Raw genomic sequence first — 19,046 nt, 5'->3', positions numbered from 1 at the left:
TGCGCAAAGTCGCAGTCCACAATCTTACGGAAGGATGCCCCGAATGGACTTCACCTATACCGATCGGCAGCAGTACTGGATCGACCGCGTTTCGCGCTTCATGGATGAGCACATCTATCCAGCCATCCCGATCTACGAGCAGCAACACGAAGAGGGAGAGCGCTGGAAGGTGATCCCGATCGTGGAGGAACTGAAGGCCAAGGCCAAGGCTGCCGGCCTGTGGAACCTGTTCATGCCGCCACATTCCGGCCAGCCGCAGCTTGACGACACCTTCGTGTTCGAAGGCGAGCAGCTGACCAATCTGGAATACGCACCGGTGGCCGAACTGTTCGGCCGCGTCGGCTTCGCCTCGGAGGTGTTCAACTGCTCCGCGCCGGATACCGGCAATATGGAAGTGCTCTATCGTTATGGCACGCGCGCGCAGAAGGAACAGTGGCTGCGTCCGCTGATGAATGGCGAAATCCGTTCCGCCTTCCTGATGACCGAGCCGCAGGTTGCCTCGTCGGACGCGACGAATATCGAGACCCGCATCGAGCGTGACGGCGATCACTACGTGATCAACGGGCGCAAGTGGTGGTCTTCGGGCGTGGGCGATCCGCGCTGCAAGGTCGCGATCCTGATGGGCAAGACCGATCCTTCGGCCGGTTCGTACACGCAGCAGAGCCAGGTGCTCGTGCCGATGGACACGCCGGGTATCAAGATCCTGCGCATGCTTCCCGTGTTCGGCTGGGACGATGCTCCGCACGGCCATGCCGAGGTGCTGCTCGAGAACGTCCGCGTTCCGGTCGAGAACGTGATCTGGGGTGAAGGTCGCGGTTTCGAGATCGCGCAGGGCCGCCTCGGGCCTGGCCGCATCCATCACTGCATGCGCACCATCGGCACCGCCGAAGTGGCGCTGGAAAAGATGGCGCGTCGCCTGCAGTCGCGCGTCGCGTTCGGCAAGACGGTATCGTCGCACTCGGTGTGGGAACAGCGCGTGGCGCGGGCCCGCATCGACATCGAGATGACCCGCCTGCTCTGCCTCAAGGCGGCCGACATGATGGACCGCGCCGGCAACAAGTCGGCCCGGCTCGAGATCGCGATGATCAAGGTGCAAGCCCCGAACATGGCGCTGCAGATCATCGACGACGCGATCCAGGCCTTCGGCGGCGCCGGCGTCACCAGCGATCCGGGTCTTGCCCGGATGTGGGCCGGCCAGCGCAGCTTGCGCATTGCCGATGGTCCGGACGAAGTCCACGCCCGCACGATCGCGCGCATGGAGTTCGGCAAGTACGCCGACGACCTGACCCGCGCCAAGAACGCCGAAGCCGCCAAGCTTCACGTGCCGGGCATTCGCTAAACCGCGACGAGGGTTGACAGGGGGGATGCTGGATTGCGGCTTCCCCCCACCGGGAGAGAAACGACAATGGAATTCGAACTCGTCACGGAGGGCCTTCAGTTCCCCGAAGGCCCTATCGCCATGGCCGATGGCTCGGTCGTGCTGGTGGAGATCAAGCGCCAGACGCTGACCCGCGTCCATCCCGACGGGCGCCAGGAGATCGTTGCGCACCTGGGCGGCGGTCCCAATGGCGCGGCGATCGGCCCCGATGGCGCAGTCTATGTCTGCAACAACGGCGGTTTCCAGTGGCACGAAGCCGACGGCATCCTTGCGCCGCATGGCACGCCAGATGACTATGTTTCCGGTTCGATCCAGCGCGTCGATCTGTCCACGGGCGCAGTCACCACGGTCTATGACGAATGCGCGGGCGTGAAGCTGCGCGGCCCCAACGATATCGTGTTCGATACCGACGGAGGCTTCTGGTTCACCGACCTTGGCAAAAGCGACGGCAACGTCAGCCATGTCGGCCACCTCCACTACGCCACCATCGACGGCTCGCATATCGTGCTGGCCCGCGATGGCATGACCACGCCCAACGGTGTCGGCCTCTCGCCCGATGGCAAGTCGGTCTATGTCGCAGAAACAACCACTGGGCGGCTGTGGCACTTCGATATTGCTGGACCGGGCCAGATCGCCGCGCCTGCTGACCGCTACAGCGCGGGCAAGGTGATGGGGCCTCTTCCGGGTTACCAGCTGTTCGACAGCCTGGCCGTCGAAGCCAATGGCCGCGTTTGCGTGGCAACGCTCGTCAACGGCGGGATCACGTCGTTCGACCCGGCGGATGGCACGTGGGAGCAGTATGCATTCCCGGATCCGCTGACCACCAACATCTGTTTCGGCGGCGATGACATGCAAACCGCATTCATCACCTGTTCGGGCACGGGCAAGCTGTACAAGGCCCGCTGGCCGCGTCCGGGCCTCAAGCTGAACTTCAACGCATGAAGGACGCTGCGCCGATGAACTATTCCGACATCCTCTACGCCGTCGATGGACCAGTCGCGACGATCACGCTCAACCGGCCTGACAAGCTGAATGCGTTCACCGCGACAATGGGCGCCGAATTGGCCGCCGCCGTGCGCCGTGCCAACGATGACGACCAAGTGCGCGTCATCGTCCTGACCGGTGCGGGGCGGGGCTTCTGCGCCGGCGCCGATATCTCCGCGGGGGCTGGCAGCTTCGACACCAAGTCGGGCGAAGGTGCAAAAAACTTCGGCGTAGCGCGCAGCACCGGTGGGGACGGTGGGCTTGGCGGTGATGGCGGGTTCATCGGCGCCCTGTTCAATTCGAAGAAGGCGACCATCGCCGCGTTCAACGGCCCAGCGGTGGGCGTGGGCGCCACCATGGCCCTGCCGACCGATATAAAGATCGCGTCCGATCAGGCGCGCTTCGGCTTCGTCTTCGCCCGCCGAGGGCTGGTGCCGGAAGCGGGGAGCGCATGGTTCCTGCCCCGCCTTGTGGGCACTGCGCAGGCGCTGCGCTGGTCGATCGAAGGCAACGTATTCGATGCTGCAGAAGCGCTGCGTGGCGGACTCGTCAGCGAAGTCGTGCCGCACGACGAGCTTTTGGCACGCGCCCGCGAGATCGCGCTCGGCATTGCCGAGAACACCTCGGCCGTGTCGGTCGCGCTCACCCGGGCGATGATATGGCGCTTCGGTTCTGCCGAACTTCCATTCGACCTGCTCAAGATCGATGGCGCCTTTGCGATGGAATTGGGCTCGGGCGGCGACGTGCGCGAAGGGGTCGCTTCGTTCATCGAGAAGCGCAAGCCGCAGTTCCCCAACAAGGTTTCGAGCGACATGCCGAGCGGCTACCCTTGGTGGTAGGCCGCCGGCGGTCGCCGGACTGGCTCAAGGTCGCAGCAGCACCAGGCGGCCGTCCCTGATCCAGTCGCGCAACTCGCGCTTCAGCACTTTGCCCGATGCGTTCTTGGGCAGCTCATCGACGAAGGCGACGGCGCGCGGCTTCTTGTAGCTGGCAATGTGGTCGCGGCAATGGCTGACAAGGTCGGCACATGTCGTGGCGTGGCCATTGCGGCAGGAAATGACGGCGACGACCTCCTCACCCCACTTCTCGTCCTCGGCGCCTACGACCGCAGCTTCCAGCACGGCGGGATGCTTGTAGAGCACCTCTTCGACTTCGCGCGGGTAGACGTTTTCGCCGCCGGTCACAATCATGTCCTTCTTGCGATCGACGATCCACAGGTAGCCTTCCGCATTCCAGCGTCCGACGTCGCCGGTATGAAACCAGCCGTCGACAAACGACCTTTCGGTCGCTTCGGGATTGCGCCAATAGCCCGACAGCACCTGGTCGCCCTTGACGAGAATTTCGCCCTCTTCTCCCGGAGCGATGTCCCTGCCCTCGCCATCCACGACACGGACGCGAGACAGCAGCATCTGCCGCCCGACCGAGTTGAGGATCGGCAGGCCCTGGTCAACCGCGCGGTCGTGCTCTTCTGCAGTCAGCACCATCACGTTTCCGCCAAGCTCGGTCATGCCAAACCCGGTCGCAAAGCGCACTTGCGGCCAGATCTCCCGCGCGCGCAGAAGCACCGCAACCGGCATCGCAGAGGCGCCGTAACCGATGTTGCGCAATGACGAGAGGTCGTAGTTCGGCCGGCTCGGATGATTGAGCAGCATCGCGATCATCGTTGGCGCCAGGCTCAGCGCGGTCACCTTGTGGCGTTCGATCGTGGCGAAAAACACCTCGATGTCGAAATTCTGCATGATGACCGCAGGCACGGCACGGAGGTGGTTTACCAGCAGGGCGTAGCCGGCAACGTGATACATCGGAAACGTCAGCATGAAGACGGGGTCGGGCCCGTCGGGCGGATCCTTGTCCCAGCTGACAAGACTGTTCATCGCCGCGGCAACGACGTTGCGATGGCTGAGCATCGCCCCCTTCGGCAGTCCGGTCGTTCCCGAGGTGTAGAGCAGCCAGGCAAGATCGTCTTCGCGCACTTGCACTGGCGGAGGACTCGGCTCTCCGGTTGCAAGGATCTCGTCGAACCCCAGCGTCCCGGGCTGCGTTTGCCCGATCGAGACAATGTGCCGCACGGTTGGTATTTCGGCCCGAATCTGTTCGATCGCGCCGAAGAACTTGTCTTCGACGATGAGCACCGACGGTTCGGCGTTGCCGATGATCCAGGCTAGCTCGCGCGGGGAAAGGCGATAGTTCAGGAACGTAAGCGCCATGCCGGCCGCCGGTACTCCGTAATAGGCCAGCGCATATTCCGGGCAGTTTTCTGCGAGGATGGCAATGCGATCGCCCTGCCCCGCGATCTGCAGCAGTGCGTTGCCGAGCGCCCAGGACTTGTCACGCAGTTCGGCATAGGTCCACGCGCGGCCCTGAAACTGCACCGCCAGCACATCGGGCGCGCGATGCGCGGCGAGTACCGGAATATCTCCCACCAGCATTGGCCATCCTCTCGATCGGCGTCGGATTGATTCCGACTGCGCGACTTTTTCGCAATCGTGTGGGCAACCGTCGCTTCCGTGCAAGAAACGACGCGCCAAGGCGCTGCGACCGTTTGACTAAGCAATTAACTAATGGCACCCAAGGCCCAAGTCGAGGGCTCTGCTGGATTTTCCCATCCACGATGATTGCCCCGGGAGAGAGTGTGATCATGAACCCCGCTGCAAGCCCGCAAGAGGCCGCACCGAAAGTCCGCCCCGGGCAGATTCCGGAGGGATGGCCGGCGGTCAGCATCGCCGAAACCTATCGCATCCTCACCGCGCCTGGAGCGCCGTTCGAGATGCAGGAGACAGAGATTCGCGGCCGGACGTATCGCACCTACGTCAACGCCATGGGCACCTTGCGCGAGGTGTTCGAAATCGGGCGCAGCTGGGGTGCGCGCGAATTCATCGTCTTCGAAGACGAACGGCTGACCTATGACGAAGCGTTCCGTGCGGCGGGCACGCTGGGCCGCATTCTGGCCGAACGCTTCGGCGTGACCAAGGGCGACCGGCTGGCGATCGCGATGCGGAACCTGCCCGAATGGATCATCGCATTCTGGGCAGGTGCCTCGATCGGTGCGGTGCTGACCCCGCTCAACGCATGGGGCACGGGCGAGGAACTGGCCTACGGGATCGAAAACTCAGGAGCCAAGGTCGCCATCGTCGATGGGGAGCGGCTCGATCGCCTGGCGTCCGAAGCGAGCAAGCTCGACCTTGCCGCACTGATCGTCACGCGCGGCGAGGCTGGCCACGGAGCGATCACGCTCGAAAGCCTGATCGGCAAGCCTTGCGATTATGGCAGCCTGACCGACAATCCTATGCCCGATCCGCAGTGCCATACCGACGATCTCGCAACGATCCTTTATACGAGCGGCACGACCGGGCGGCCCAAGGGCGCGATGGGTTCGCATCGCAACATCATGACCAACATGGTGAGCCTTGGCTTCAACGGTGCGCGTGCCACGATCCGCCGGGGTGAAAGCCTGCCCCCGCTGCCCGAGCCTGACGCTCCATCGCCTCCGCAGAAGACGCTGCTGATTCCCGTGCCGTTGTTCCACGTCACAGGCACGAATTCGATGATGGTGCCGGCAATCGTCGGCGGTTCGAAGATCGTGCTGATGTACAAGTGGAATCCCGAGCGATTCCTTGAACTGATCGAGCGCGAGCGCGTCAATTCCACGACCGGTGTCCCCGCCATGGTCTGGCAGGTTCTCGAATCGCCGGACTTTTCGAAGCGCGACCTGTCCAGCCTGGAAGGGTATTCCTACGGCGGCGCGGCCATCGCTCCGGAACTGACCATCCGTTTCAGCCAGGTCTTTCCCTGGTTCCCAGTGGGCCAGGGCTATGGTGCGACCGAAACGTCGTCGGTTTCGGCGACGCACAGCGCCGAAGATTACCTGACCCACCCCGAAAGCGTCGGTATCGCCGTACCCTGCGTCGATCTGAAGGTGGTGGACGATGCAGGCAACGATGTGCCCAAGGGCGGTTCCGGCGAACTGTGCATTCGCGGGCCCAACGTCGTCGCGGGGTACTGGAACAATCCCGAAGGCACGGCGGCCGCGTTCACCGACGGCTGGTACCACACCGGCGACGTCTGCCGCATCGATGAAGAGGGTTTCGTCTACTTGCTCGACCGCAAGAAGGACATGCTCATTCGGGGCGGCGAGAACGTCTACTGCGTCGAAGTCGAAAGCGTGCTGGTCGCGCACCCCGCCGTGATCGATGCGGCGGTGGTCGGCCTGCCAGACCGGGTGCTGGGCGAAGAAGTCGGCGCGCTGGTGCAGCTCAAGCCCGGCGAGAGCGTGACCGAGGCCGAATTGAGAGCGCACGTTGCCCGCCACCTTGCGCCGTTCAAGGTTCCGGTCGCGATCGACGTGCGCACCGAGGAGTTTCCCAGAAACGCGAGCGGCAAGACGCTCAAGCCCGTGCTGAGGGCCGAAATGATCAAATGGATGGAAGGACGAAAGGGATGAGCGCCAGCACCGCCGAGGTGAAGGAAGAGGGCGTTGGCCAGCGCATCGGCGCGGTGACCGACAAGCACCGCTTCGACGAAGCCGCGCTCGATCGGTGGATGACGGCCAATGTCGAGGACTATGCCGGCAACCTCGAAGTGCGCCAGTTCGCTGGCGGCGCATCGAACCCTACCTTCCTGCTGATCTCGGGCGACAGACGCTATGTCCTGCGCAAGAAGCCGCCGGGCCAGTTGCTGCAGAGCGCGCATCAGGTCGACCGCGAATACAAGGTGATGAAGGCGCTCAACGCCACCGACGTCCCGGTGCCGGTGATGCGTGGCCTGTGCACCGATCCCGACATCATCGGCACGACGTTCTACGTCATGGACTTTCTCGAAGGTCGCATCTTCCGCGATGCGACCCTGCCGGGAATGGAACCGGCGGAACGCGCCGCGATCTATGACGACCTGAACGCCACGCTCGCCAAGCTGCACAAGGTCGACTGGCAGGGCGTGGGTCTTGGCGACTACGGCAAGCCCGGCAACTACTTCGAACGCCAGATCGCGCGCTGGACAAGACAGTACCGCGACTGTCCCCTGCCGCCGGTGCCGGCGATGGAGCAACTCATCGAGGAACTGCCAGCGCGCATTCCCGCCGATCAGTCGGTCGCCATCGCGCATGGCGACTACCGGCTCGAGAATGTCATGTACCACCCAACCGAGCCGCGCATCGTCGCCGTGCTCGACTGGGAGCTTTCGACCATCGGCCATCCGCTCGCGGATCTCGGCTACTCCGGCTTTCTTTGGCACTCGCATGGCGCCGGCTGGGGCTCGCTGGACGGCGTCGACTTTGCAAGCTCGGGAATCCCGACGGAACAGCAGTGGGTCGATGCCTATTGCAAGCGCACCGGCCGCGACGGGCTCGACGACTGGAACTTCCTGCTGGCGTTCTCGGTCTTCCGCCTCGCCTCGATCAGCCACGGGGTCTATGCCCGCGCCCTCGCCGGGCAGACGCCGACCGCGCAGGTCGGCGAGAACGGCTGCCCGTTCCTTGCCGAGCAGGCCCTGACATTGCTCCACCGCAGCTGATGACACCGTGGCGACCCGCGATGAACGCGGGCGCCGGTCAAGGAGAGGATGCCGATGAGCGAAGAGAAGCCGGCCGAGGATGTGATCTATGCCGTCGCGAACCACGTGGCGACGATCACGCTCAATCGCCCCCACCGGCGCAACGCCCTCAACTGGAATGCTTACGCCCAGCTTGAAGCCGCGCTGAAGTCGGCATCCGCCGATGACGAAGTGCGCTGCGTGATAGTGACGGGAGCGGACCCGGCCTTCTGTTCGGGCGACGACGTGGCCGAGATCATGGCCGGGCCCAAGTCCTTCGCTGCAACCCGCTCGGCGCTGACCATTGTCAAACACGCACCGACGCCTGCCGCCATGGCCGCGCTCGAATGCGAAAAGCCGATGATTGCTGCGGTTAACGGTGCGGCGATTGGCTGGGGCATGGAATTGGCGATCTATGCCGATATCCGCATCGCTTCGGAAAAGGCGAAGTTCTCAGAAATGTTCATCAAGCGGGGCTTGGTGCCCGACGTTGGTGGCTTCTATCGGTTGCCCGCGATCGTCGGCCCCGCCAAGGCGGCAGAGCTGATGTTCACCGGCGACGTGATCGATGCCGCCGAGGCGCTGCGCATCGGGCTGGTTTCCGAGGTTACGCCGCACGACGAGCTTCTCACGCAGGCGCAGGCCCTTGCTGCGCGCATCGCAGTCAACCCGCCGCTGGCGCTGCGCTTCATCAAGGAAGGCCTGACGCGGCATTCGTACGGCAACCCGCGTGAAATCGGCGCCTGGGCGATCGAGGCGATCCGCCGCTTGATGGAAACCGAAGATCACAAGGAAGGCGTCGCCAGCTTCCTCGAAAAGCGCGAACCAGTGTTCAAGGGCAAATGAGCAAATGAGTGCAGAACGGACGGCAGGCCCGGTCGAGGAGCGGCACCGGTTCGACGAGGCGGCGCTGGCCCGCTGGATGGACACCAACGTTGCAGGCTATGCTGGACCCTTGACCGTTGAGAAGTTCGCAGGCGGGCAATCGAATCCGACCTTCCGCCTGTCGACGCCGGCGCGGCAATATGTGCTTCGCCGCAAACCTGCAGGTCTCCTCCATGCCTCGGCCCATGCCGTCGACCGCGAATTCCGGGTGATGCACGCGCTGGGCGCCCAAGGCTTTCCTGTCCCCCGCGTGCTCGGCCTGTGCTCCGACGACGCGGTGATTGGCTCGATGTTCTACGTCATGGACCTGGTCCCCGGCCGGGTCTTCTGGGACCCGTTGCTGCCCGACCTCTCCCCTGCCGAGCGCGCCGCCGCCTACGATTCCATGAACGCAACGATCGCGCGGCTGCACGCCTTCGACGTCGATGCGATCGGCCTTGGCGACTATGGCCGCCCCGGCAACTACGTCGCGCGGCAGGTCGCGCGCTTCTCGAAGCAATATCGCGAGGACGAGCTTGCCGGTCGCAATGCCGACATGGACCGGCTGATCGAGTGGCTTCCGGCGAACATGCCGAAGAACACCGAAAGCCGCCGCCTGGTTCACGGCGACTACAAGATGGACAACGTGATGTTCGCGCCCGACCGGCCCGAGATCACCGCGGTGCTCGACTGGGAGCTGTCGACGCTTGGCGATCCGCTCGCCGATTTCGCCTATAACGTCATGGTCTGGCGCACGCCGGGCGAAGCGGGCAATTCACTGATGCACGCGCGGCCCGATGGCATTCCGAGCGAAGAGGAATACGTCGCCGCGTACTGCGCACGTACCGGGCGCGACGGCATCCCGGACCTTTCGTTCTACATCGCCTTCAACATGTTCCGTCTCGCCGCAATCCTTCACGGCATCATCGGGCGGACGCTGCGCGGCAACGCGTCGAACGCAAATTCGCACGAGGTTGCGCGCCGTTTTGCCCCGCTCGCCGCAGCGGCGTGGGAGCAGGCGCAGCGCGCAGAGCGTGGACGGTGAGCGACAAACCCCGCAAGACCTTCGCCATCCGTCCCGGCGGCATGGGCTTCAACGATCCGCCCGCCGATGCGCCGCCACAGCGTCTCTGGCTCGAGGAAGCCTGGGCCGCTTCGTCCGAGGATCGCGAGGTCGAAGTGGAGGGCGCGTGGATCCGCTATCGCGGCTGGGGCCTTGACCAGGTCGACAAGCCCGGCCTCATCTTCGTCCATGGCTTCATCGCGCACGCCCGCTGGTGGGACCATATCGCGCCATGGTTCGCCGACCGCTACCGCGTGGCCGCGATCAACCTGTCCGGCATGGGCGACAGCGACCGGCGAGAAAGGTACAGCCGCAAGCAGTATGCGCGCGAAGTGCTGGCGGTAGCGCGCGACGCCGGCCTCGCACCACTCACCATCGTCGCGCACAGCTTCGGCGCGATCACCGGGCTCTATGCCGCTTACCTCGCGCCCGATCTCGTCGCGCGCGCCGTGGTAATCGATGCGCATCCGTTCCGCGAAGGCGGCAGCAAGCTCGGCGAAGCTCCGGTCGAAAAGTTCTACAACACCCGCGAAGAGGCCCTTGCCCGTTATCGGCTGAGCCCGCCCGGCGCCTGGCCCGACAAGGATGTGCTTGCGTACGTCGCCCAGCACTCGCTGCGCCACAGCCCGCAGGGTTGGGGCTGGAAATTCGATCCGAACACTTTCGCCGCCAGCGATCGCGAGGAAATGACCGCGGCATTGCGCGGCCTTGGCGTGCCGGTGGACTACATCCATGCCGCGCGATCCGACTTTGCCGGGACGGATGCAGTCGATGCCTTCGTCGCGGCCATGCCAACCTGCGGCGCGCCGGTTTCGCTGCCCTTCTGCCACCACCACGCGATGATCGAACAGCCCGTCGCGCTGGTTGCCGCGCTCAATGGCCTGTTCGCTCATTCAAGGCAGCGCCCGTGAGCTACGAGCACGAGCCAGGAACGCGCGGGCTCGATCTTGCGGGCGATCCGCTTCCGGTCTGGCCTGATGCGCCTTCGCAGCCGATCGGGCTCTCCCCGCCGCGCAGACCCAAGTCCGTTAGGCGGACGATGACGCTCGAGGCGACATGGCCCGCGGGCTTGCGCGGCCCGACGATGATTGACGGCCACTGCCGCGATGCATGGACCGCCGATCCCTCGCAATCACCTCTGATCCTGGCCGAAGATCGGCTGGACGCGGAAGCGCAGGATCGCACGCTTGTTTCGCTAAGGGCCACGCCGCATCGCCGCGCGCTTTCAATGCTCGAAGGCGCCCGGCCGGGCGGCAAGTTTCGCGGTATCCTCAACGAAGCCCTGCCTGGAGAGCGCGAGAGCGGCACGCCGCTTTATCTCCTGCTGGATGATCTGGCGGGCACGACGCTCGTTTCGCGCTGGGCTTGGTCCCGCTGGTTTCCAGGGTGGGCTACCGCACCGACCGAGGAAGGCCGAAAGGCGCACGCCGAAGCCATGCTCGGCAACTGCCTGGGCCTCCGCCCCGGCTCGCGCGGGATCATCGATCAAGGCGCGCCAGTGCTGCAGCAGAACAGCACCGATGTCTTACCGATGCGGAACCCTGCCGATCCGGATGGCTGGCATCCCTTCAGCGATATCACAGGACAGGTCCAGTTCCGCCGCGCCCGCCGGATCGACGCCTGGCGGGAAAACGTTACGATCCACATTGAAACGCACTTTCAGGACAGTTCGAATACCCGCGAAGGCACCGGTCGACGCGCGCTGCACGAATACCTGCTGTGGGCCACGGCCGACTCCGCAACCGGCCTCCTGACGGGCATAGACGCGCGCGCAGGCACGCTGCCCTATGGCGAATGCCCCGGTGCCATCGCCAATTTGCGCTTCCTCGTCGGCACCCCGTTAACCAGCCTTCGCACCGTCGTGCTGCAGATGCTTCGACGGACGAACGGCTGCACCCATTTGAACGATGTGGTTCGGTCGTTGGCGGAAGTTCCCGCCATGCTGGCCCGCGCGCCCAAGGAGATCGCCGTTCCATGACCGAGACCCCTAAGGCGCCCGCAGCGCCACGCCCGGCGGCGACCGTCCTGCTGGTGCGCGACGATCCCTTCGAAGTGCTTATGGTGCGTCGCCATGCCGCGGCCACCTTTGCGTCGGCGCTGGTCTTTCCGGGTGGCGTGGTGGATGATGAGGATTGGCACGATGATTGGCTCCCGCTTCTGCGCGGCCACGACGGTCTGTCCGATCACGAACGTGCGCACCGCATCGCCGCCGCGCGCGAAACCTGGGAAGAAGCCTCCATACTGCTCGTGACCGGCGGCGACGGCACCTGCCCGCTGCCGCCTGACCGTCCTCACGGCAGCCTGTTCCGCGAAGTGGTCCGGGCAAGCGGCGGCCATCTCGACCTTCGCGCAATCGCGCCGTTCGGCCACTGGATCACCCCGGTCGATGCCCCCAAACGCTTCGACACCCGCTTCTACCTTGCCCACATCGGCCGCGATCAGGAGGCGCGCTGCGACGGATCGGAGACGGTCGAACTCGAATGGATTGCACCACATGAAGCGCTCGAACGTGCAAGACGTGGCGATGCGGGGATCATGTTCCCGACCAAGCTCAGTCTGTTGCGCCTGACCGAAACGCCTGATCCCCGCGCCGCCTTCGAAGCCGCCCTCGGCCGCCAGATCGTGCCGCTGACCCCGGTCGTCAGTTCACGCGACGGCGGCACGGTCGTCGCGATCCCGCGGGACGCAGGTTACGCCGAATGGGAAGAGTTCAGCCCGCGCCCGCCGCTGCGCTAAAGCCTGGGGCCGATCAGGCGACCCGCTACTTCTGGCAGCGATTGCAGAAGAAGGTCGAGCGGCCACCCTGCGCGATCCGCTCGACGGTCCCACCGCAAGGACACTGCTCACCCTCGCGGCCATAGACGCGCCAATCCTTGGCGAAGTAGCCCAGCTCACCATCGGGACGGGCATAATCGCGCAAGGTCGATCCGCCAGCGGCTATCGATTCCTCGAGCACCGTGCGGATTGCCGGCACCAGCCGCGCCAGCGCCGGTTTCGACACCTTGCCCGCCTCACGCTCGGGATGGATGCGCGCGCGGTTCAGCGCCTCGCAAACGTAGATGTTGCCAAGCCCCGCCACGATCCGCTGGTCGAGCAGCAGCAGCTTCACCGCCGCAAATCGGTTCTCGAAGGCGCGGTGAAGATGCGCGGCCGTCAGCCCCGGCCCCAACGGCTCGGGTCCAAGCGCCGCGAAGGCGGGAAACGCATCGAGTTTGTCCGTATCGACCAGATCGATCGAGCCGAACCGGCGAGCATCGTTGAGCGCCAGAACGTGTCCATTGCCCGTCTCGATCACCAGGTGGTCATGCTTGCCCAATTCCTCGGGATCGATTCGCCACCGCCCCGACATGCCGAGATGGAACACCATCGTGCTGTCGCGATCGGTATGGATAAGCCCGTACTTCGCCCGCCGGCCCAACCCCGTGACGCGGGCGCCGATCAGCGTCTGGACAAGGTCGGGGGGAAACGGCCGGCGCAAGTCGGCACGGTTGACTGCCACCCGCGCGACTGTCTGCCCTTCAAGCACGGTGGCAAGGCCGCGAACGGTGGTCTCTACTTCGGGGAGTTCAGGCATCGTGACGCAACCCGTAACAGTCTTTGCCGTCCGGGCAATTCCCCACTAAAGGCCCATTCCATGACCACATCCGAGACCGTGTCGTTCGGCTACGAGGAAATCCCCGCCGAGGAGAAGCAGGCCCGCGTCGGCGCGGTCTTTTCGAGCGTCGCCAAGAAGTACGACATCATGAACGATGCGATGTCGGGCGGCATGCACCGGCTGTGGAAGGATCGCTTCGTGCGCCGGGTCAAGCCGCGCGCCGGCGAATCGATCCTCGACATGGCCGGCGGCACGGGTGACATCGCCTTTCGCATGGCGCCTTCTGGGGCGGACATCACCGTTTCCGACATCAACCAGGATATGCTCGACGTCGGCATGGAGCGCGCAGAAAAGCGCGGAATCAGCGGTCTTTCATGGTCCTGCCAGAACGCCGAGGAACTGAGCTTCGACGATCGGACGTTCGATGCCTACACCATCGCCTTCGGCATCCGGAATGTCACCCACATCGACAAGGCGCTGGCCGAAGCCTTCCGCGTGCTGAAGCGCGGCGGACGGTTCTACTGCCTCGAATTCTCGACCACCGAGTGGCCCGGCTTCGCCCAGGCCTACGATGTCTATTCCCACAAGCTGGTGCCGCAGATCGGCAAGGCGATCGCGGGCGATGCCGATTCCTACCGCTACCTGATCGAATCGATCCGCCGCTTCCCCAAGATGCGCGAATTCGAAGGAATGATCCGCACCGCCGGTTTCCGCCACACGAAGGTGGAACCGATCATGGGCGGGCTTGTCGCGATTCATTCGGGCTGGAAGGTCTGATCGGCGCCTTCGCATGACGCGGCCTTCCACGCATATCCGCCGCCTGCTTGGCTGGGGTCGCACCGTCGCGCGGCACGGCGCTTTGCGCCTGCTGGAAGAAAGCCCCAACACGCCCGCACAGGTCCGCACGCTCTGCCGGATTGCGCGTTTCGGCACGCGCCAGCCAGAGGTACCGGACTATGCCGGCGCCTTCCGCGCGATCGGCCCCGCTGCCATCAAGCTCGGCCAGACGCTGGCGACCCGCCCTGACCTCGTGGGCGAGGAAGCGGCGCGCAATCTGCTGTCGCTGCAGGACAGCCTGCCCGCCGTCGATTTCGCGCTTATCCGGCGCGAGATCGAAAGCACGTTCGAACGGCCGCTCGAATCACTCTATGCCGAATTCGACCCCGTGCCCGTCGGCGCCGCCTCGGTCGCGCAGGTCCACCGCGCTGTCACCACCGACGGCCGCCACGTCGCGGTCAAGGTGCTGCGCCCCGGCGTGCGTGAAAAGTTCGCGCGCGACATCGATACTTACGAATGGGCCGCTGCCCATCTTGAAGCGCTGGGTGGCGAAGCCAGCCGCCTGCGCCCTCGCATGGTCATCGCCAATTTCAAGCGCTGGACTGTGCGCGAACTGGACTTGCGCCGCGAAGCGGCGTCGGCGTCCGAACTGGCCGAAGCGATGCACGCCTTTGCCGGCTACCGCGTACCCTCGATCGACTGGGACCGCACCAATGGCCGGGTGATGACGCTCGACTGGATCGATGGCATCAAGATCAGCGACAATGCCGCGATCGATGCGGCCGGGCACGATCGCAAGGAACTGGCCTCGCGCCTGGTGCTCGCGTTCCTTACCCAAGCGATCAGCGGCGGCTTCTTCCACGCTGACATGCACCAGGGCAATCTGTTCGTCGAACCCGACGGCACGATCACCGCGATCGACTTCGGCATCATGGGCCGCATCGATCGCCGCGCCCGCCAGTGGCTTGCAGAGATCCTCTATGGCCTGACCACCGGGAACTATCGTCGCGTCGCCGAAATCCATTTCGAAGCGCAGTACGTGCCCAGCTACCATTCGGTCGACGAATTCGCGACCGCGCTGCGCGCCGTGGGCGAGCCGATGCGCGGCAAGCCGGTAAGCGAGCTTTCGGTCGGGCAGATGCTCGATGGCCTGTTCGCCATCACCCGCGATTTTGACATGCAGACCCAGCCGCACCTGCTGCTGCTGCAGAAGACGATGGTCATGGTCGAAGGGATCGCCACCCAGCTCGATCCCGGCATCAACCTTTGGGACACCGCTGCACCCTTCGTGCGCAGCTGGATCCGCGACGAACTGGGCCCCGAGGCGGCCATCGCCGAACGGCTGCGCACCGATGCCGAAACGCTGCTGCGCGTGCCCGACCTCATCCGCCGTATCGAGGAACGCTTCCCGGCCAAGGGTGGCGCTCCCGAAGCGCCGCCGCTCCCAGAAATTCCGCTGATGTGGGATCGCGACCGCCGCCGCACTTTCCCTGTGTGGCTGGGCTACCTCTTCTCGGGCGCCGCCGGCGCTGCCGTGGTTGCCGCGGGGTTCACCCTCGGCTGGTGGGGCTGAAAGCCAAGGGATGGCGCGTTCCGAACCCTTGCCCGGCCTGCGACTCGACAAGCGACACTTCAATGCGCTTGACCTGTCACGTCTTGTCGCTGCCTGCGCGGTGCTGTTCTGGCACTACCAGCACTTCTTCGTGCCACCGGTCGACTATGGCTACCAGGTCGATCGCGTTGCGCTCACCCCGCTCTATCACCCGCTGCGCTGGCTGTTCGACTATGGCCATGTCGCCGTGCAGTACTTCTGGGCCGTGTCGGGCTTTGTTTTCGCGCACGTCTACCTTGCCGATGCCCAGGCGCGCGGACGCTTCTGGCTCGCCCGCTTTGCCCGCCTCTGGCCGCTGCACCTGCTGACGCTGGTGCTCGTGGCGGTTCTGCAGGCGACCTACACCGGCATCAACGGCACCGCATTCATCTATCACCAGCAGGATCTGAAGCACTTCCTGCTGAGCCTGCCTCTGGCGCATTACTGGGGCTGGCAGACCAACCAGTCGTTCAATGGCCCCTCGTGGTCGCTCTCGACCGAGATCCTGGCCTACCTCGCCTTCTGGCTGCTGCTTCCGGCCCTGCGCCGCCTGCCTGTGCTGCTGGCCCTGCCGGTCGCGGCGCTTGCGCTGGGTGCGTTCTTCCTGGGCGCGCCCAACGAGCCGGTGTTGACCTGCATCGGGTTCTTCTTCGGCGGCGTTGCCACTTACGGCCTCGTCCTGCGCCTGCGCCTCGGCCCGGTCGCGCTGCTCGCCATGGCGGCGCTTGCCGTCGGCCTCGCGTTCTACGCGCAGCTCGCGTTCCACTCGCTCGATGCAACGACGCTCGCCGGCACGTTCGCCGCGCTCTTCGCCATGCTCGCTGTCGATCTTGCCGACCGGCGCGACGTGCTCAAGATCGGCCGCCAGCTGGGTGATGCCTCCTATGGCATCTACCTCTGGCACTTCCCACTGCAGATCATGCTGGTGCTGGTGATCGATGCCACGCTGCGCAGCCGGGCCATCGCGAGCCAGCCGGCCTTCCTTGCCTTCTTCGTCGGTCTCGCAACGCTTGCGGGCTTTGCCTCGCATCGCTGGATAGAGCGTCCCGCACAGAAGGCGATCCAGCGCCTTGCCGGGCGCATCCGCTCGCCGCGGGCGGCGGCTGCCTAGCCCGCGATCTCGTCGATGCGGTGATGCGGCAGCGTGCGCCAGCCGATCAGCAGCAATACCACGTGAAACGCCTCGACCGCGACGGGCACCGGCCACCCGTCATAGGGTCCAGCCACCACCACGTTGATCAGCCGCGCCACCATTGCCGTGCCGAACAGCAGGATGGGCACCAGCAGCAAGTCCGCATTGCGCCGCCATGACCCCCATAACATGCAGAACGCGGCCACGCCGAAGAACGCGGTCATGTCCGCGCGCAGGGTGGATAGCCCGGCCGTTCCCGTGGGCGAAAGGCCGAAGCCCGCCGCCGCCTGTTGCGGCCCGGTCAGGAACGAAATCGCCAGGAACAGGTCGAACATCCCGGCCAGAAAGATTAGCGCGGTCAGAACCAGCCGCATCGTCGTATCCCCTCGTTTGTCTAGGCCAACCTTGCGCGCAACGCCCGGCCAACGCAAAGGGATTGCGCCTTGGCCCCGCGCATTGCACAAGCCGGGCCATGACTGCGAACCCGCGCATCCTGCTCATCGTCGGTGGCGGCATCGCTGCCTACAAATCATGCGAGCTCGTCCGCCTCATCCGCAAGAACGGCGGCGAAGTGACCTGCGTGCTGACCGAAGGCGGTTCGCATTTCGTCACCGCGATGACGCTCGCGGCGCTGAGCGAAAACCCGGTGCACACCACGCTGTGGGACCTCAAGAACGAGGTCGAGATGGGCCACATCCAGCTATCGCGCCAGGCCGATCTCGTCGTGGTGTGCCCCGCGACAGCTGACCTGATGGCCAAGATGGCCGCAGGGATAGCCGACGACCTTGCCACCACGCTGCTGCTGGCGACCGACAAGCCGGTGCTCGCCGCGCCTGCCATGAACGTGCGCATGTGGCAGCACGCCGCCACGCAGCGCAATGTCGCCACCTTGCGTGCCAGTGGCGTGACCGTGCTCGATCCCGATGAAGGCGCGATGGCCTGCGGCGAATTTGGCCCCGGCCGCCTGCCCGGACCCGAAGCGATCTGGGGAGCGATCAAGGCTGCCCTTGGCCCCGTTGCCGAAGCGCAGAGGCCGCTTGCCGGTCGCCACGTGCTGGTCACCGCCGGCCCGACGCACGAACCGATCGACCCGGTGCGCTACATCGCCAACCGATCCAGCGGCAAGCAAGGCTACGCCATCGCCGCAGCCGCCGCAAAGGCAGGCGCGCGGGTCACGCTGGTCAGCGGGCCGGTCAACCTGCCCACGCCTGCCGGCGTCACCCGTGTCGACGTCGAAACCGCGCGCCAGATGGCTGCAGCCGTGGATGCCGCGCTGCCCGCCGATATCGCGATCATGGTCGCCGCCGTGGCAGACTGGCGCAGCGCCGGGGAAGCCACCCAGAAGATCAAGAAAGACGGATCAGGCGCGCCGCCGCCGCTGCAACTGGTCGAAAACCCCGATATCCTTGCCACGCTGTGCAAGTCGGACCGCCGCCCGCCGCTGGTGATCGGCTTCGCCGCCGAAACCAATGATGTGATCGCGCACGCCACGGCAAAACTCGCGCGCAAGGGCGCCGACTGGATCGTCGCCAACGACGTTGCCACCCACGCGATGGGCGGCGACATCAACCGCCTGCACATCGTAAGCGCCGCCGGTGTGGAAAGCCTGCCCGAATTGCCCAAGGAAGCGGCCGCCGCCGCGCTCATCGAAAAGGTCGCCGATGTCCTCGCCCGTTAACGTCCCCGTCCTCGTAAAGCGCCTGCCTGGCAACGATGACCTGCCTCTTCCCGCCTATGCCACCTCAGGCGCAGCGGGAATGGACGTGGTCGCGGCCGAAGACGTCGATCTTGCACCCGGCGCGCGCCATGCGGTTGCCACCGGGCTGGCCATGGCGATCCCCCACGGCTTCGAAATCCAGGTCCGCCCGCGCTCGGGCCTCGCGCTCAAGCACGGCGTGACCGTGCCCAACACCCCTGGCACGATCGACAGCGACTACCGCGGCGAGCTCAAGGTGATCATGATCAACCTCGGCCAGGAGCCCTTCGCCATCCGCCGCGGCGACCGCATCGCCCAGCTTGTCCTGGCACCGGTGACCCGGGCCGGCTGGGTGGAGGTGAGCGAACTTGACGATACCGCACGCGGCATCGGCGGCTTCGGCTCCACTGGCGGCCTCTCAGCCCTGCCGGGCTGACGCA

Annotated in this window: 18 protein-coding genes; 15 read left to right on the top strand and 3 right to left on the bottom strand. The window is 65.4% G+C overall.

Annotated elements, in window-relative coordinates:
- Positions 1–43: 43 nt before the first annotated feature.
- The 3 genes from AACH40_RS01895 (at position 44) to AACH40_RS01885 (ending at position 3,201) form a co-directional block, all read left to right on the top strand.
- Positions 44–1,339 (top strand): acyl-CoA dehydrogenase family protein, encoded by a 1,296-nt coding sequence (locus AACH40_RS01895; RefSeq protein ID WP_338643971.1) that lies wholly within the window; start codon positions 44–46, stop codon positions 1,337–1,339.
- A gap of 66 nt (positions 1,340–1,405) precedes the next feature.
- Positions 1,406–2,320, top strand: coding sequence for an SMP-30/gluconolactonase/LRE family protein (locus AACH40_RS01890; RefSeq protein WP_338643970.1), 915 nt, complete (start codon positions 1,406–1,408; stop codon positions 2,318–2,320).
- Between the two features lie 14 nt (positions 2,321–2,334).
- On the top strand, positions 2,335–3,201 hold the full coding sequence (locus AACH40_RS01885; RefSeq protein WP_338643969.1) for an enoyl-CoA hydratase-related protein: 867 nt from the start codon (positions 2,335–2,337) through the stop codon (positions 3,199–3,201).
- A 24-nt stretch (positions 3,202–3,225) separates the two neighbouring features.
- Here the strand turns inward: AACH40_RS01885 and AACH40_RS01880 are convergent, their stop codons facing one another.
- Positions 3,226–4,791 carry a long-chain fatty acid--CoA ligase gene (locus tag AACH40_RS01880; protein ID WP_338643968.1) on the bottom strand — a complete coding sequence of 522 codons (1,566 nt, stop codon included), beginning with the start codon at positions 4,789–4,791 and terminating at the stop codon, positions 3,226–3,228.
- Between the two features lie 209 nt (positions 4,792–5,000).
- On the opposite strand from AACH40_RS01880, the gene AACH40_RS01875 reads away from it, so the two are divergent.
- The 7 genes from AACH40_RS01875 (at position 5,001) to AACH40_RS01845 (ending at position 12,551) form a co-directional block, all read left to right on the top strand.
- Positions 5,001–6,803 (top strand): class I adenylate-forming enzyme family protein, encoded by a 1,803-nt coding sequence (locus AACH40_RS01875; RefSeq protein WP_338643967.1) that lies wholly within the window; start codon positions 5,001–5,003, stop codon positions 6,801–6,803.
- On the top strand, positions 6,800–7,870 hold the full coding sequence (locus tag AACH40_RS01870; protein ID WP_338643966.1) for a phosphotransferase family protein: 1,071 nt from the start codon (positions 6,800–6,802) through the stop codon (positions 7,868–7,870). Before AACH40_RS01875 ends, AACH40_RS01870 begins: the two co-directional genes overlap by 4 nt.
- A gap of 54 nt (positions 7,871–7,924) precedes the next feature.
- Positions 7,925–8,734, top strand: a complete 810-nt coding sequence (locus AACH40_RS01865; protein WP_338643965.1) for an enoyl-CoA hydratase/isomerase family protein — start codon at positions 7,925–7,927, stop codon at positions 8,732–8,734.
- 4 nt (positions 8,735–8,738) lie between these two features.
- Positions 8,739–9,797, top strand: a complete 1,059-nt coding sequence (locus AACH40_RS01860; RefSeq protein ID WP_338643964.1) for a phosphotransferase family protein — start codon at positions 8,739–8,741, stop codon at positions 9,795–9,797.
- A complete protein-coding gene (locus tag AACH40_RS01855; RefSeq protein ID WP_338643963.1) occupies positions 9,794–10,726 on the top strand; it encodes an alpha/beta hydrolase in 933 nt (310 codons plus the stop codon). The genes AACH40_RS01860 and AACH40_RS01855 overlap by 4 nt, the downstream gene beginning before the upstream one ends.
- A gap of 128 nt (positions 10,727–10,854) precedes the next feature.
- Positions 10,855–11,793: a DUF2889 domain-containing protein gene (locus tag AACH40_RS01850; RefSeq protein ID WP_338643962.1), complete on the top strand. Its 939-nt coding sequence runs from the start codon at positions 10,855–10,857 to the stop codon at positions 11,791–11,793.
- Positions 11,790–12,551 (top strand): NUDIX hydrolase, encoded by a 762-nt coding sequence (locus tag AACH40_RS01845; RefSeq protein ID WP_338643961.1) that lies wholly within the window; start codon positions 11,790–11,792, stop codon positions 12,549–12,551. The genes AACH40_RS01850 and AACH40_RS01845 overlap by 4 nt, the downstream gene beginning before the upstream one ends.
- Before the next feature lie 25 nt (positions 12,552–12,576).
- Here the strand turns inward: AACH40_RS01845 and mutM are convergent, their stop codons facing one another.
- On the bottom strand, positions 12,577–13,389 hold the full coding sequence (gene mutM, locus AACH40_RS01840) for a bifunctional DNA-formamidopyrimidine glycosylase/DNA-(apurinic or apyrimidinic site) lyase (RefSeq protein WP_338643960.1): 813 nt from the start codon (positions 13,387–13,389) through the stop codon (positions 12,577–12,579).
- A gap of 60 nt (positions 13,390–13,449) precedes the next feature.
- On the opposite strand from mutM, the gene AACH40_RS01835 reads away from it, so the two are divergent.
- Genes AACH40_RS01835 through AACH40_RS01825 form a run of 3 tightly spaced genes read left to right on the top strand, consistent with a single transcriptional unit; the run spans position 13,450 to position 16,889 of the window.
- Positions 13,450–14,187 carry a class I SAM-dependent methyltransferase gene (locus AACH40_RS01835; RefSeq protein ID WP_169494440.1) on the top strand — a complete coding sequence of 246 codons (738 nt, stop codon included), beginning with the start codon at positions 13,450–13,452 and terminating at the stop codon, positions 14,185–14,187.
- Between the two features lie 13 nt (positions 14,188–14,200).
- Complete coding sequence (gene ubiB, locus AACH40_RS01830; RefSeq protein WP_169494439.1) at positions 14,201–15,760, top strand: 2-polyprenylphenol 6-hydroxylase; 1,560 nt, start codon at positions 14,201–14,203, stop codon at positions 15,758–15,760.
- Positions 15,761–15,770: 10 nt separating this feature from the next.
- On the top strand, positions 15,771–16,889 hold the full coding sequence (locus AACH40_RS01825; protein ID WP_169494438.1) for an acyltransferase family protein: 1,119 nt from the start codon (positions 15,771–15,773) through the stop codon (positions 16,887–16,889).
- On the opposite strand, the gene AACH40_RS01820 is transcribed toward AACH40_RS01825, so the two are convergent.
- The gene (locus tag AACH40_RS01820; RefSeq protein WP_338643958.1) at positions 16,886–17,284 is read right to left on the bottom strand and encodes a hypothetical protein; all 399 of its coding nucleotides are present in this window, start codon (positions 17,282–17,284) and stop codon (positions 16,886–16,888) included. The genes AACH40_RS01825 and AACH40_RS01820 overlap by 4 nt on opposite strands.
- A 98-nt stretch (positions 17,285–17,382) precedes the next feature.
- Here AACH40_RS01820 and coaBC point away from each other — a divergent pair, with 98 nt between their 5' ends.
- Positions 17,383–18,588, top strand: a complete 1,206-nt coding sequence (gene coaBC, locus AACH40_RS01815) for a bifunctional phosphopantothenoylcysteine decarboxylase/phosphopantothenate--cysteine ligase CoaBC (protein WP_338643957.1) — start codon at positions 17,383–17,385, stop codon at positions 18,586–18,588.
- Positions 18,572–19,042, top strand: coding sequence for a dUTP diphosphatase (gene dut / locus AACH40_RS01810; protein ID WP_338643956.1), 471 nt, complete (start codon positions 18,572–18,574; stop codon positions 19,040–19,042). The genes coaBC and dut overlap by 17 nt, the downstream gene beginning before the upstream one ends.
- The last annotated feature ends 4 nt before the right edge of the window (positions 19,043–19,046 follow it).

The sequence above is a fragment of the Novosphingobium olei genome, assembly GCF_037076535.1.
Lineage (GTDB): Bacteria > Pseudomonadota > Alphaproteobacteria > Sphingomonadales > Sphingomonadaceae > Novosphingobium > Novosphingobium olei.
Note: the sequence above shows the minus strand (reverse complement) of the source record. Positions and strands in the feature narration are given on the sequence as shown.

Bases quoted from the DNA above. Each gene is read 5' to 3' on its own strand.
- AACH40_RS01875 (WP_338643967.1), top strand. From the start codon at position 5,001: ATGAACCCCGCTGCAAGCCCGCAAGAGGCCGCACCGAAAGTCCGCCCC.
- AACH40_RS01850 (WP_338643962.1), top strand. From the start codon at position 10,855: ATGACGCTCGAGGCGACATGGCCCGCGGGCTTGCGCGGCCCGACGATG.
- AACH40_RS01845 (WP_338643961.1), top strand. From the start codon at position 11,790: ATGACCGAGACCCCTAAGGCGCCCGCAGCGCCACGCCCGGCGGCGACC.
- AACH40_RS01895 (WP_338643971.1), top strand. From the start codon at position 44: ATGGACTTCACCTATACCGATCGGCAGCAGTACTGGATCGACCGCGTT.
- AACH40_RS01860 (WP_338643964.1), top strand. From the start codon at position 8,739: ATGAGTGCAGAACGGACGGCAGGCCCGGTCGAGGAGCGGCACCGGTTC.
- AACH40_RS01890 (WP_338643970.1), top strand. From the start codon at position 1,406: ATGGAATTCGAACTCGTCACGGAGGGCCTTCAGTTCCCCGAAGGCCCT.
- AACH40_RS01880 (WP_338643968.1), bottom strand. From the start codon at position 4,791: ATGCTGGTGGGAGATATTCCGGTACTCGCCGCGCATCGCGCGCCCGAT.
- mutM (WP_338643960.1), bottom strand. From the start codon at position 13,389: ATGCCTGAACTCCCCGAAGTAGAGACCACCGTTCGCGGCCTTGCCACC.
- dut (WP_338643956.1), top strand. From the start codon at position 18,572: ATGTCCTCGCCCGTTAACGTCCCCGTCCTCGTAAAGCGCCTGCCTGGC.
- AACH40_RS01870 (WP_338643966.1), top strand. From the start codon at position 6,800: ATGAGCGCCAGCACCGCCGAGGTGAAGGAAGAGGGCGTTGGCCAGCGC.
- AACH40_RS01865 (WP_338643965.1), top strand. From the start codon at position 7,925: ATGAGCGAAGAGAAGCCGGCCGAGGATGTGATCTATGCCGTCGCGAAC.
- AACH40_RS01825 (WP_169494438.1), top strand. From the start codon at position 15,771: ATGGCGCGTTCCGAACCCTTGCCCGGCCTGCGACTCGACAAGCGACAC.
- coaBC (WP_338643957.1), top strand. From the start codon at position 17,383: ATGACTGCGAACCCGCGCATCCTGCTCATCGTCGGTGGCGGCATCGCT.
- AACH40_RS01885 (WP_338643969.1), top strand. From the start codon at position 2,335: ATGAACTATTCCGACATCCTCTACGCCGTCGATGGACCAGTCGCGACG.
- AACH40_RS01835 (WP_169494440.1), top strand. From the start codon at position 13,450: ATGACCACATCCGAGACCGTGTCGTTCGGCTACGAGGAAATCCCCGCC.
- AACH40_RS01820 (WP_338643958.1), bottom strand. From the start codon at position 17,284: ATGCGGCTGGTTCTGACCGCGCTAATCTTTCTGGCCGGGATGTTCGAC.
- ubiB (WP_169494439.1), top strand. From the start codon at position 14,201: ATGACGCGGCCTTCCACGCATATCCGCCGCCTGCTTGGCTGGGGTCGC.